The sequence below is a fragment of the Modicisalibacter ilicicola DSM 19980 genome (genome assembly GCF_900128925.1).
Lineage (GTDB): Bacteria > Pseudomonadota > Gammaproteobacteria > Pseudomonadales > Halomonadaceae > Modicisalibacter > Modicisalibacter ilicicola.
This window is the reverse complement of sequence record NZ_FQUJ01000004.1, coordinates 134,644-148,072: the sequence shown is the minus strand read 5'-3', so window position 1 is coordinate 148,072 and position 13,429 is coordinate 134,644. Positions and strand designations below refer to the sequence as shown.

Sequence of the window (13,429 nt, the reverse complement as noted above, 5' to 3'; positions counted from 1 at the left end):
GTACTCTTCCTTCCCTATCAGGCGCTGGTGGCGGTTTTGCGACGGCGGCCGCGGCGGGCCACGGGAAGCTGCCAGGCCAGCAGGTCATCACGGGTTAGCTCGAGTTGCCGTAGCTCCTCGAACAGGAAGCCTTCGTAGAATTCGCCCATGCGCTCACCGAACTCTGGGTTCAGCTCATTGTGCCACTGCTTCAACCAGGGGATCAGCTCCTCCAGGGCCACCAGCATAGGCATCAGCTTGTCGGGCTCCCAGCCGTCCTGCTCCTTGCGTTCCATATACCAGCCGGCGATGGCCTGGGCCCGCTGCAGATGATCGAGGCCAGCCCAGCCAATCACTGGAGTGCTATCGCCGGGCTTCTCGCAGCCGGGTAGGCTGAAGAAGCGCTCCTTGGGCACATCTAGCTTGCCACGCAGCGACCAATAGCTGCTCTTGCGGAAATCGGTAGCGGCATATTTCGGGGGCACAGGGATGGTACCCACTTCGGCGGCTTTCCTGGCCTCGGCCCGCTCCTTCGCGGCCTCATAGGCCTTCACCTTCTCGGCATTCTCGGCGTCTTCGGGGCTCAGCGGCTCGGCCACACCGAACTCGGCGTCGATGGCATCTTCCAGGCGCTGCTTGTCCCAGGTCTCCTGCCAAGCGCGGAACTTCTTGATAGCCGCGGGCTTGAGGCGCGCCGGGGCCATCTGCGGTACCTCATCGACGGCGATCAGCTCGGTGGCCAGTTGCTGGGCGTCGAACAGCGGGTTGTCGGTATAGAGCTCGGCGACCTGCTGGAACTTCTCATCGTGGCGCACGCGGTCGGCCAGTTGGGCGCCGGTGATCAGCTCGGGGCCGTTGGCCTTGACCTCTTCCTCGAGGCGATCCAGCAGCCAATCAGTACATGCAGATTTTAACTCATTTGATCGGGAAGAGTGGTTAAACAAACCCTGACGTCCAATCCAACGGCGCTTGTAATGCGGGTCTTCAATTACGCGAATCACTTTGTTTTCACGCATGGCATTCATTCGCTGATGCCATTTTTCCCTCATGCCTTGAGGCCAATCGCTAGGCACGTCTTCAGGCACGTCAAAACCTTCTTGATTAAAGCCAGAAACAATTTCAAAAGGACGCTGCCCTGGAGCAATATCAACACCTAACCAACCATCAATATCTGCAAGCAATGATGCATCGCATAGTCCATATGCGTAATAAACACGCCAATCTATCTCCTCCTGAATTAATATCATCTTGCGCCTAAAGCCTTCTCTTTGATGAAGCGCATCCTTCCATACATCAGACAAGCCATCTTCATAAAAGCTTGCAGAAGACAATATAACTTTTGCAGTTTTTTCAGCACATCTGCGAGACAGAAACTCCATTTCTCTCACCAGAGTCACCAAATAATCCAAGTGCCATTTTTTTTCGCAACCAGTAGGTAGCGGAAGCTTTTTCAGCTGAGTTCCGGCGAATTCATAAGGAACTTTTGAAACAAACTCAACTCTTACACCGTCTCCGCCAGTAAGCTGCTTTTGCTGGCTTACTTGCTTCATCCAGAAGCAAGCAGAGGAACTATTCAAAACCCCTAGAATTTCAAATACCTCATCTTCTTCTTTGTCCTCTGGAATTACAATAAGAGGAGCCGACTGCTTAAAAACATTTCCACCAGTATCTAAAGCGAAGTGATTGTGGCTAGCAACAAATGCAAAGGGAATTGATCGCTTGCTTAAGAAGCGCTTTGGAAAAAACATGGAATGCTCATACCAGAGCAAACCTCTGTCTTCTATGTACTGACCAAAATCCTTTCTGTTCTTCAGGATAGTCTTATATCCCCAAAGGTATCGACTCAGGGAATCAGACAAATCTAACATAACCCTCCCTGAGTCTTGGTAATATGGAAGAATTGACCAAAGACCACCATCAATACCCCAGTCCCTAATTTGCTCCCCTTCAATCAAAGGAACAGAATATTCCAAGAGGCCTTGAGTTTTTAAGCTTTTTGGGGGCAGATAAAAAACATGATCCTCACCTGTATGAGTACTCCGGCCAAGGTCTACAATCGCTGACCCCAGCTTTGATGAGCTTCCGTTTTCAATACTCATTTTGGCCTCGGCAGCCCCGCCCCCACCTACACTCCAGGGATGGATAAAGTACGAGCTTCTGTCTTGATCTACTGAGGTAACGAAATCATTTTCTTTCCCAGCAAAGTCAACAAGGCTAGCAATAGAGCTCCACACCTTCCCCTCTGCCGGATTTTCTGGAGTCTTTGGCTCTCCCCTAATTCCCAAAACAGCCCTAACTTTTCCATGATTAGGCTGACGATTTCGAGAAAACAGAATAACCGTTGGTGTACCATGCCCTGGAATATAGGCACCAGAGGCATCGACCACATGGGTGAGTTCTTTATGGGGAAGATACTCTTCGATCAGTTTCTTCCCAAACTCCCGCTTCATAAAGCTGTTAGCGGTAATCATGCCCATATAGCCTGCCGGCCGGCTGCCTACAGGCGGCAGCGTCAAATCGAAAAAGCGCTCGGTGAAGGGGACACCCAGGGAGTATTGGCGATGACAAGTGGGATAGAGGGCTCGATAAGCTTGATTCAGCGCTGGGTCCCTAACCACGATATAGGGCGGGTTGCCCACTACGACATGGTAGCGCTGCCCCAGAATTCGGTTGAGCTTGGTCAGATCCTCCGTCTCGAAGGCGTGCTTAAGTGAGTCATCGAAGGTATCGAGCTGCAGGCCCTGCCCCTGTGACTCATGACGTTTGCCATGCAGCAGGGAGTCGCCGACTGCAAGATGGAAATCGAAGTCCGGGGCGTTGCGGATCTTATCCGAGCCTGCGGCCTTGAGGGCGGCGATCAGCAGGCGGAACTTGGCCACGGCGATGGCGTAGGGGTTGATATCCACCCCATGCACCACGTCCAGGGCGCGTTGGGCCAGATGACGCGCATTGGTGGCCGGCTCGCGCCGTTGCCAGACGTCGAACACCCGCTCGAAGGTGGTGAGCAGGAAGTGGCCGCTACCACAGGTCGGGTCGATCAGCCGCAGCCCCTCCAGCCCGAAGGTCTCGATGGCCGGGGTCAGGGTGTAATCGAGGATGAACTCCTCCACGAACTCAGGTGTCTGCAGCAACGCATAGCGCTTGCGCACGGCTTCTGAGAGGTCCTGGTAGAGATCGCCTAGAAAGCGGGTGTCCCACTCCGGGTCAGTGAAGTCGTGGACCAGCTCGCCGGTTTCAGGATCGATCCGCTGGAAGAAGTCCACCAGGCGCTTGGCGCCGTCGTCGGAGACCGGAATCTGCCACAGCGGGTTATGCCGCGGATCAAGCAGAGAGTCGATCACCGGGACCTGGTCTAGCTCCCGGAACAAAGCCAGCAGGTATTCGCGCTCGCCGTGGGCCGGGTGCTCGTTGAAATGGTGGGTGATGCGCTCCTTGGCATGGGCCAAGGGGCTGCTGCCATCTGCTCTCGCCGCGGGTCCGGAAAGCACCGGCTCATCCAGCAGGCCGTTGTCCTCCAAGAAGCGCACGAACACACAGGTCAGTACCCAGGCCGCGGCCGCCTGGGTGATCTGCGCCTCCCGCCAGGCGACGAAGTGCTCCGCCGTCCGGCCGGCCTCCACGGCCTTCTGGTACTCCTCCTTCAGGTGCTGGCCCAGCTCAGCATGACGCTCGCTGTACTGGAGGATATCCGCCTCGATTTTGGGGAGTTCGCTCTTCAGGTCAGCCAGCAGTTTCTCGCGATCAATCATTCCTGTTCCCTACGTATGCGTTGTGCGGTGCTTAGTGTGCCGTGAACAGATGCCGGATGGCGGTCTCGAAAGGCTGGCCAGCGATTGCTTCTAGTTCTTCGTGGAGGTACTCGAAGTACAAGCTTTCATCCGATTCGGACAACTCCTGCAGATCCTCAACCGATCTCAGATAGCCCTGCACGGCCGACCGGCGCATCTGACGCAGGGCACCACGCTCATGGTCAAGGTTGAACACGCGCAGCGTCTCCTCGGCACGGTGGCGCTGCCTTTCTGTCAGGTCATTGCGCGGCACGATGCGGCCATCGGCCAGAAACTGCAGGTAGTCATCCGGATCGTCGACATCGGGCTTGAGAATATCGCCATTACGATAGGTGGTTCTGTCCTTGCGTCGGCCACAGCTGTCTTTCTTTTCACAGGAGCCGAACAGGTTGTCCCACTGAAAGGTGCCCTGAGAATGGCTGGACTGCTGGCGGAAATGCTCGATATGCCGTCTATCCTCTGGCAGCTTGTCTTCGCAATAGGCACAGCGATGTCCCTGCATAGCCTCCAGCTTTTCCCATATTTTCCTCTTATCGTCGAAGCTGACGTCTCTACGCCAGTTATCACGACCATGTCGAAATCGGGATAAACATCCGGGAGCTTCGGGTCTAACAAGCTTATGCATCCGACGCGGACTCCCTGCCTTTCATTCTCCGCTTCATCGATTGAAAACGCCGCAGCCGCTCACACTCGATCATCACCGGATGGCTTTCACCGAAATGCGCGATGAGCTGTGTGTAGAGATCTTGCGCTGGCTGACTTTCCTCCTGGCCCTGCTCGATCATCTGGCGATAGTCATCCAGCAGACGAGCCTCCTTCACATCGGGGACCGGGAAGATGCCCATGATCCGCGAGAGCGTTTCTACGCTGGACACGCCGCGGGTCTGGAAGTCCGGCTCGATGGATACCCGTGCCCAGTCTTGGCGTTCCTCGTCCCACCGGGTATCGATAAGGCGGATGCACTCTCGGGAGACTGTGGTTAGCACCTGCGGGCTGTGGGTGGTGACAATGAACTGCACCTTGGGAAAGGTGGAGACGAGGCTTTGGATCACTCGCTGCTGCCAGGCCGGATGCAGATGCAGGTCGATCTCGTCGATCAGCACGATCCCTGGGGTTTCCTTGGCGGCGTCGGCATTTAGGTGAGGATTAAGTTTGGCGCAACGCCAGGCCATATCGGCGACCATGGAGACCATGGTGCGCACCCCGTCACTGAGTAGACTGACCGGTAGAATCCCTTGCCCCTGCTGCTGCATTGCAAGCTCTTCATAGGTCAGGCTGTAGTGAATTCCGGACCACCCTTCTGCCTCCAAGACCTTGTCAACGGCGCGCAGCACGGCATTAAGCTGGCCCTCTAGCCGGGAAGGCACGTCGAGTTTGCGCTCCTTCTGCTGGAGTACAGCCAGAGTGGCTTTACCCATCCACTCCTGCAGTTGCAAGTAATTAGAAGATGAGGTCAAGCAGTCCTCATATCCCAGAGTGCGGCTCTCGCTGAGCACAGCCTTGCGCTTGAGGTTCTTGTGGGTCCGCCATAGGCGGCCAGTGCCGTAGTAACTCATCAGCGGCAAAGTGACGGGCTCTAAGTCACGCACCTGTTGCATCAGGGCCTTACCATGTTCAGCCAGAGGGACGGCATCCTTGACGGTGGTGCGGTTCTTGGGCCCTGTGAGCTCACGGGCAATGCGGATGGTCTGGCCTTCCAGTTCGGCCAGGGTGGCTGCAATGCGCACCGGATATTGTTGCTCCTGCTCGGCATTCTCGCCCTGCCGACGATACCGCGCATCGGAGCGCTCGATATGGCGACTCTTGCCCATATCGAAGGCGCCGACGAAGGAGCCCAGCAGCACGGCGAGGGCATCCAGCACGGTGGTCTTGCCCTGACCGTTGCGGGCAACCAGCACCGTCAGTCGCTCATCTAGCGTGGTCTCGAAGTGAGCGAGGTGCCGGAAGTTCTCCAGCGACAGCTGCTTGAATCTCATTCCCTCGCTCCTTATTAGGCCACGGCCACGCTGACCGTAGCGTCGTTCTCCAGCCAGACGCTGGGAATCCGTGCCCACTCGCGCGTGCCGGCCCCGCGGGGCACGGTCACGCCATCAATGTTAGCGCCATCCTGCTGGGCGTCGGCGGTGATCAGCAACAGCAGCGCGTGAGTGGTTGTCCCATCATCAGCGGAGGTCACCAGATGCTGACGCAGCTCGTTGAGCCAGGTGGTGACCAGTTCATAACGGGCCATCAGACCGGGCTCCGTGAGCAGCACCGGTTGGCCAGCCTCGCGAATCTCTTCCGCCATCGCTGGCAGCACTTTAGCAACCAAGCGCTGCAGGTTCTGCCAATGATGGCTGGTACGTTCGGCAGCATCGGCCTTTAGCACCACCGACCAGTCCGGGGGGCGAGACATGCCCTCGCAGAGCTTGTGCAGATGACGCAGCAGCAGCTCATCGAAGCTGATCAGCATCAACGGGTAGTTGGCACGCAACTTGGCCTTGGCCTGCTCCCACTGGCGGGGGCGTACGGTCAGCGCCAGGAAGCGGGCGCTGTCGAGAGCATTGCGAATCGACTGCTCAAGCGATTGAACATCCTGGAGAGTGGTGCCTTGCCCTTCGTCTCCACTGCTGGAATGGCTCTGGGTCAGGCTACGGCCGCCGCTGGTCGACAGGCTCGCGAGCGGCAGGCAGTAGGCGCCTCGCTTCTTATTGGCAAGCTCGAAGTCGCCATCCCATTTAAAGCCCATGTCTAGGCTGTGCATCAGGTCATCAAGCTGAGGCCTAGGTGGCAAAGCTTCGGCCATGGGATAGCGGCCCTGTACACGCTCCTGCACCTCTTTCACGGTGAGCGCCTTGCTGCCCAGCAGCGCCCCCTGAGCCAGCTCCAGGGCCCGCTGGGCCTTCATGCCGGTGGGGTAAAACTCGGCACGACTGGAAAGTGCTGCGCGCTGTGACGTCGCAGCGGCCAGGCGCAGCAGGCGGGCATTGCTCAGGCCTAGCGAGACCTCCGGAGCGGGTACGCTGCGAATCTTGTCCAGAGTTCGGCTGGGGGAAAGCAGGGTTTCTTGCTCTACGCACTCATCGGCTAGTTGGCCTAGCGCCTCTGCATAGTCGGCAAGTTCCTCACCGCGTCGCTGGGTATTGTCGGCCAGAACTAGACGACGCCCGATACGGCGAATGATCCAGCGCGGCTCCTGCTTGGCCAGTTCGGTGTCCACGGCAGCACGTGCCACTGCCTGGGCCCAGCGTTCACGCAGCGGGCTCTCCTGCAGCGAGCCGCGGCGCAACAGCAAAGCTTCCGACACTTCGAGTGCAGTGATCACGCCGCCGTTATCAGCCAGGATCTCGGCTATCTCGTCCCTGGCCTCGGTGATCGCCTTGTTCTTGCTCCACAGGGCAATCACCTTGTCCTGGAAGGTGCGTACGTCGGTCGTGTCGAGCCCAGTATGGGCGCTGATGCTAAGCATCGTGGGCCAGTGGACTGAATGGCTATCGCTGGGCTTGTCATTATCCAGCCGACCCAGATACTCGTTCAGGAACTGTTGACGCTGCGGATCCGCGCGCCGGGCAGGCATCACCATGCCGAACAGGCGGTCAATGCTGGCATGCTCATCATCGCCCTGAGCTCGCTCACGTGCCTGCTGCTCGGTCTGCAGACGCTCCTGCAAGACGCCAATGGCCTCGGAGAGCTCGGCACGGGTATGGCTGCCCACGCCGACCCAGACGCGAACTTTGCTACGGCTGAGGCCTACCAGGTCGGCCACGGTATTGATGCCGCGGCGGGTCAGTGCATCCAGCGCCGCAGGGCGCAGCGGCAGCAGACCGATCTGTGTATCGAGCGAGGCCTCGTCGAAGGTACAGGTGCCTGTATTCTGCTGCTGTGGCTGCAGGCTCGGCTTCTGGGCGTCCAGGAACACCCGCCGCCACTCTTTGAGCATCTCTTCAGCATTGGCGAAGCGCTGACGTACATCGCGGACCAATGCCTTGTCGAAGAAGGCCGTCAACCGGTCACGAATGTGCGGATCGAACATGTTGCTGTCGATCTGCAGCTGGCCTTCGATAAGAGCAGGTAAACCAGTATCACCTGCCCAGCCCGGCAGGCTACCGGCGGCCATCTCGTAAAGGGTCAGCGCAACGGCGAAGCGCTCGGCGTAATCGTCCCAGCGGCGGCGGCCCGGGTCGCGGATGAAAGGGTCCATGTAGGCCAGAGTACCGGCGGTGATGTTGTCGGCTCCCGCGTGGGAGAGAGAGAAATCGAACATCACTAGGTGAAGCTGGCTGCCACCCAGCTTGATCAGGCCCAGGTTCTCCGGCTTGATGTCGCGATGGAAGATGGCGTGATCTTCCAGGTGCACTAGTGCGCCCAACAGGTCTTCACCAAAGCGCTCCAGCATGCCCAGGGGCACGGCGCCCTCGCGCCGCAGCCGCTGGGCCAGCGTGCCTTGATCGGCAAAGTCGATCAGCAGACCGACGTGGCCATCCAGCTCCACGCTATCGTGATAGCCAACGATGGCCTGGTGGCGCAGGCTCGCCAGTGTGTGTGCTTCCTGCTGAAGGCGGGCATTGTGATCCTGCGTCACGGCCAGCTTGAGCACTCGCTCCTGGCCTTGGTGGTCAACCAGGAATACCACCGAGGAAGCTCCTTTGCCCAGTCGCTTGATGACCCGCATGCCATCCATCAGCAGTTGGTCTGGCTGAGCCTCGGTCGGCACTGTAGGCACTTCTCCCTCGGTGCGCGAGAGCGCCTGCTCAAGCTTCTCGAGCTCCTCCAAAAACTCATCCACCGAATCAATGCGACTGCTGGCATCGGGATGGGTAGCGTACTGCACCAGGTACTGCATCTCGGGACTGGCACCGTTGAGTGCATCGGTGACCTGTAGGCCCTTGCCGTGGCTGAGCTTGTCTTGCAGCTCCAGATCGCTTTCGGCTGGCTTGTTGCCGGTGAACAGGTGGTAGGCGATGGCACCGAGCGAGAAGACGTCCATCTGCACGCCGTCTCCCTTGCCCTGGTGAGCCTCAAGTGCCACGTAGGGTCCGGCCTCCTCTCGCACGAGATAGGTGAGGTGGCTCAACACACTCAGCTGCTGAGTGTCGCTCTCGAAGATCCGGCTGGCGGTGGACCAGTTGGCGATCTTGCAGCGCAGCTCGCCATCAGGGAGCTGCTTGACGTAAATATTCTGAGGACTGAGGGCTCGGTGGTAGAGCCGCTGGCCATGGGCGTACTTCACCGCCTCGGCAATCTGCCGGAGCAGGTCGATGGCCTGGAGCGTATCCAGCCGGCGGACGTTATTGCGCAGCAGCAGGTCGAGGCGGAAGGCCTCAGGGTCATGCTCATAGACCAGCGCCGGACCATGGTCGTGCTGCAGCAGGTCCAATGCCTTGAGAATGCCCGGATGCTCCAGGCCTTCCAGGATGCGTGATTCCAGCTCGGCGGCCTTCTGCAACCGCCGCGCCTCCTCCGGCGGGCGGTGCTGAGTCAGGTAGATGCGGACCTTGCGAACCATTCCCACATCGAGATGGCGGGCTAGCCACTCTTGGTAGTAATCCGACTCGTCAAACAGTTCGGTCAGCTCATACTGCCCAACGCGCCGCAGCCGCTTCGACTCCTTGATCCCGGCCTCTTCCATCGCGCGCGAGAGCAGCTTGGCCACGGGGCGTGACATGATCCGGTGAGGCCAGTCCTCATGCATCTCGGTCAGGTTCGCCAACACATCGTCACGTGTGCAGACGTTGATCCGCGCGGGGCCTTCCAGCCGTGTGGTCAGGTTTTCCGACGAGAGAAACACCAGAGAGGTGATGAACGGGATGCGATCCTTGCTGCTCTTGCGGCTGGAGGGCTGGGCCCCCAACAGGGAGGCCAGTTTCTTGGCCTTGCGATCCGCAAGCAGGCGAGGATTATCGAAGGAATGCCGGCGACCGTTGCGCTTGATCTGCACCCAAGTACTGGCATCGCCGCTCAGCTCACCGCTGTGAGATTTCACCTCCACCAGGAAGCAGCCCTTTGGCGTCAAGACCAGCATATCAACTTCGTTGATGGAGCCATCCTGGGCGATGAACTCGAAATTCGACCAGGCGCGGTAGGGGTCGTGATCCGGCAGAGCCTCGCGCAGGAACTCAAGAGCCTCGCGCTCCCAGGCGTAATCCGACGGGGTGATCTGCTTCCAGTGGGTAGCCATGCTCATGACTCACCCCCTCTGTCTGTCTGCCCGGCATCGGCGCTTGCCAGCGTGCCCGTTTGTTGGCTGATCCAGTGATCGATATCCTGCAGGCGAAAACGCCAGGTGTTGGCGACCTTGAAGGCCGGTAGCTCGCCCTTGGCGGCGAGCCGGTAGACAGTCCGCTCGTGGACCTTAAGGTAGCCCGCGACCTCCTTGATGGTCATGATCTGCTCTGTCATCCCTGCCCGGCCTGTCAAAAGAGTTCAATTCTGTCCAGTTTAATCATAGGCTAGAAGCCAAACAAGGATTGACTCGGCCTGCCCGGGTTGGGGACGGCAAGACTGCAGCCTGGAGCCAATGTGCCACGGCGAGCTCAGGAGAAAACATGGCGAAAGAGAAGGTTAAAATCGATTTTCCTGATAGCCCGTTCCCCTTCGTACCACCGGTATCTGAGCTTATGGGCTGGCTGGGCGGTCCTAAGTGCTTGCATACACCACTTTACTGGATGCAGGAAGAGCTAGGGCTGGCCAACAAGCCGGACCTGAAGACACTCAGGAAAGCCTGCCAGGATGGCGTGACGCCACGCATTGCTGAGATGATCGAGGCAAACATCCATCAAGCCGCAAAGGAAAAGGGCTTTACACAGATCCTTAATGAGATCATCCCGACAGAGCCTGTCGTCAATGGTACCAATGGAACGAAATGGAGAGTTCAAGCTCGATCTTTGCTCGAAGGCATCAACCATTACCAGCCACAGAGATTGGAGCTACCTCGGACCTTCGCATTTCTGAAGCAGCGATCCGAGGCGGAGAGCCAACTGATGCTGGCAATTCATCGCGCTAGAAAGCTAGATGTCTCGACCGAAGAGCAGCTAGCACTATTACATACAGCCTTCTGCGAAACCTGCCAGCGCCAAACGCTCCTCACCACAAGAGAGATCCAGGTCTACGGCGCTGCCATAATCGACGCCAATCGACCCGACCACCCTAGAACGCTAGAACTAGCCGCCGATGCGCTCAAATGCGCCTTCAGCCTACGAGTAGACTTCTATCATCAGCTCCTGGCTAGCTTTATGGCTGATATGCTTCCATTACGAGAAATATTGAGGCTACCAGCCAGCCTAGATGATGCTTTAGTGAACCACGGCGGCATGGGACAGCTGACACCGTTAGTTGACCAGGGCGAACTGATCACTGCTACTCATCGACTTTATGCATTCTGGCGCACCGCCTTTCTAAACCCTGGCGAACAGCCTGTGTCGTACCGTGCCATGGCCCGTCATCTGCCTCAGCCAGAACTGATGAGAACGCGGGCACGACAGGACTCAGCCATTGAGAGCCCTTCAGACATACTTCAAAAAATTGCAGACACCGCCGATGAGACTCGCCTATCTCTCTTGAAGCAGTGGCGAAACGGTACGGTTCCCGAAGCTGATCACCTCACCAAGTTTCTGGAATCCCTGAGCGGTGAGGCCTATGGCACATTCCTTCCATTTATCATGGCCCGTGTGGCCACCGTATGGACAAAATGGATGGAGTACGAAAAGAGTCATTTAGACGCTCTGATAAGGGCGGCCCCATCCCTTGCAAACCACCAGACCTTTGAATGGATGGTGGAGAAGTTCTCAAAATATCCTGAGTACTGGCACCACACCATGGCCCAGGCGAAATCGGGGCAACCTGGGCCATAGCAGTCACCGTTTACTTCTTCCCATGGCTACCCGCAGCGTTACGAGCGCTTGCACTGGTTGCTCTCGAGCTGAAGGAGCCCTTTGGAACTCTGCCCCCATTGGATTTGGCAGTGTGGCTCTGGATGCGTGAGGCATCTGCCGGGGTCATGGGTGTCTTGCCTTTGGTCATGGTCATTATCTCCGTCTGTTAGTGAGCCAGCAGCAGATTGTGCTCACTGCGCTGCTGGTCATGAGATGATGACCTCAGGCCCATGAGGTCGGGAGGGGAGTCGTGTTGGGAATTTTGCTAGTTGACGCTACACCAGCTTGAACGGCTCGATGTCACGGAAGATGACAGTCTTGGTCATGTCTCGACGCAAGGGTGATGCGGCGTTGAAAGCGAAAGGCCATAAACTCTCCCTGAATAAGGTATTGAACATAATAACAAAAAAAGAACACGCCCCTGCCTTTTGAGCAGGGGCACATTATGCTCAGTTACGGCTTGTCCCGAATGCCCGCAGCCCGAGCCCGTATTGCTTCGTCTCGGCCTTGCACAGGTAGGAAGCGCGATAGAAGGCACACTGGAAGCTCTCCGCATCATCGCGATCGATCCAATACATCGGGTTCTCCGGTACATGAATCCATGGCTCCTGCCGATTCCACTTCACGCCCAGTGCGCTGTACCAGGCCCGCGAGATACGGTTGAAGAGGTTTTCATTGGGCGAGCATGCTTCACCGATCATGTGGTAAGCGTCGCGGTTGAGGATCACAAAAAAGTGGTAGTGGGGTTTGCCATTGGTGGCTACCTCGCGAAACCAAATGTAGCGCACCTTTGTACCAGGTACCCAGCCGCCCAGGCGCTTCTGCTCCCGGTCGTGCCTGATGATGGCCTTGAGGGAAGCGGGGAACCGACGAATCAGGCGCTGGTGGTCCTCCAGCGTCATCCTGTCGCTGATCGCGGTAGGGATGACCGGGTCAACCCGGAAAGCGAACACTCGTGGATAATCACGCAAAGCTCGCTGAAGCGTTATCTCGAGCGCCTCCAGGTACTCGGTAACCATCGGCAAATACTCTATTTGAATGGGCATGTCCTTGTAAGTAGGCTCGTGGTGTAAATGCAGGTTGGGGTTGAAAGGGTGTCGCTTTGACATGTGGTAGCTCCTTTGTTCACATGGTTTAGGCTCATGGCTAACACGCCGTGGGCATTTTCTTCAGGCATACTTAATCCTCCTGTTATAAGCTGGATTCATAGGCCTGCGGATAGATTTCTATATGTCTTCGCTTACTTTATTGGGGGCGTAGCCTAGTGCTTTCCACTAACTAATGATCGTTTAGTTACTAATGTGCCAATAACTTAATATTAATTAATAGTAATTAAACAAGGGTCTGAAAAGTTCAGTTTGGACTTCAGGAACCCAGATGGGCTGTGATGAAAAAGGGGAATGGGTGACAAATACCTACTCTTGAATTAAACCAAGAGATTCCTAATTTCCATATACTAAGTTACCTCTTCATCTCTCCTGTCGACGGTGTCCTGTATCCAATCTTCGATCTCACTCTCCAACCAAGCAACAGCACGAGTCCCAAGCTTTGTAGGTTTGGGGAACCCCCCTTGGCTGATGTACTTGTAGATTGTGGACCTGGCTAGACCGGTACGGTCCATAACGACTTTGATGCGGATCAGTTTCTTGCTCATGACGAAATCCTGTTATTTCCTCATGAGATAGACATGTCCAGTCATTCTTACCTTGGCTTAGCTCTCCTCCCTTGAGCTGCCCATTCCATCCCAACATGCCTTAAGCAAACCAGCGATCGTGTCTGGCTTTTACTGCTTGTCGTTAATACTCGCCATCC

Annotated in this window: 9 protein-coding genes; 1 reads left to right on the top strand and 8 read right to left on the bottom strand. The window is 57.1% G+C overall.

The features are described from left to right. Positions 1–17 precede the first annotated feature (17 nt). From pglX to BUA41_RS05215, 5 genes are read right to left on the bottom strand one after another with little or no spacing between them, the layout of a single operon-like run. Complete coding sequence (pglX, locus tag BUA41_RS05235; RefSeq protein WP_072820438.1) at positions 18–3,728, bottom strand: BREX-2 system adenine-specific DNA-methyltransferase PglX; 3,711 nt, start codon at positions 3,726–3,728, stop codon at positions 18–20. A 31-nt stretch (positions 3,729–3,759) separates the two neighbouring features. Further along, positions 3,760–4,392 carry a retron Ec78 anti-phage system effector HNH endonuclease PtuB gene (ptuB, locus tag BUA41_RS05230; protein ID WP_072820437.1) on the bottom strand — a complete coding sequence of 211 codons (633 nt, stop codon included), beginning with the start codon at positions 4,390–4,392 and terminating at the stop codon, positions 3,760–3,762. After that, positions 4,385–5,743 (bottom strand): AAA family ATPase, encoded by a 1,359-nt coding sequence (locus BUA41_RS05225; protein ID WP_072820436.1) that lies wholly within the window; start codon positions 5,741–5,743, stop codon positions 4,385–4,387. Before BUA41_RS05225 ends, ptuB begins: the two co-directional genes overlap by 8 nt. A gap of 14 nt (positions 5,744–5,757) precedes the next feature. Beyond that, entirely contained in the window at positions 5,758–9,930 is a 4,173-nt protein-coding gene (gene pglW, locus BUA41_RS05220; protein ID WP_245791848.1) for a BREX system serine/threonine kinase PglW, read from the bottom strand. Further along, complete coding sequence (locus BUA41_RS05215) at positions 9,927–10,130, bottom strand: helix-turn-helix domain-containing protein (RefSeq protein ID WP_340641246.1); 204 nt, start codon at positions 10,128–10,130, stop codon at positions 9,927–9,929. The genes pglW and BUA41_RS05215 overlap by 4 nt, the downstream gene beginning before the upstream one ends. A gap of 161 nt (positions 10,131–10,291) precedes the next feature. Between BUA41_RS05215 and BUA41_RS05210 the strand changes: the two genes are divergently transcribed. Continuing rightward, a complete protein-coding gene (locus BUA41_RS05210) occupies positions 10,292–11,596 on the top strand; it encodes a hypothetical protein (protein WP_072820432.1) in 1,305 nt (434 codons plus the stop codon). A gap of 10 nt (positions 11,597–11,606) precedes the next feature. Here the strand turns inward: BUA41_RS05210 and BUA41_RS18885 are convergent, their stop codons facing one another. The 3 genes from BUA41_RS18885 to BUA41_RS05200 all read right to left on the bottom strand — a co-directional run bounded on the left by BUA41_RS18885 (position 11,607) and on the right by BUA41_RS05200 (position 13,271). Then, positions 11,607–11,765 carry a hypothetical protein gene (locus BUA41_RS18885; protein WP_139249057.1) on the bottom strand — a complete coding sequence of 53 codons (159 nt, stop codon included), beginning with the start codon at positions 11,763–11,765 and terminating at the stop codon, positions 11,607–11,609. 301 nt (positions 11,766–12,066) lie between these two features. Beyond that, positions 12,067–12,726, bottom strand: a complete 660-nt coding sequence (locus tag BUA41_RS05205; RefSeq protein ID WP_072820430.1) for an inovirus Gp2 family protein — start codon at positions 12,724–12,726, stop codon at positions 12,067–12,069. Positions 12,727–13,073: 347 nt separating this feature from the next. After that, positions 13,074–13,271: a helix-turn-helix transcriptional regulator gene (locus tag BUA41_RS05200; protein WP_072820427.1), complete on the bottom strand. Its 198-nt coding sequence runs from the start codon at positions 13,269–13,271 to the stop codon at positions 13,074–13,076. Between the last annotated feature and the right edge of the window lie 158 nt (positions 13,272–13,429).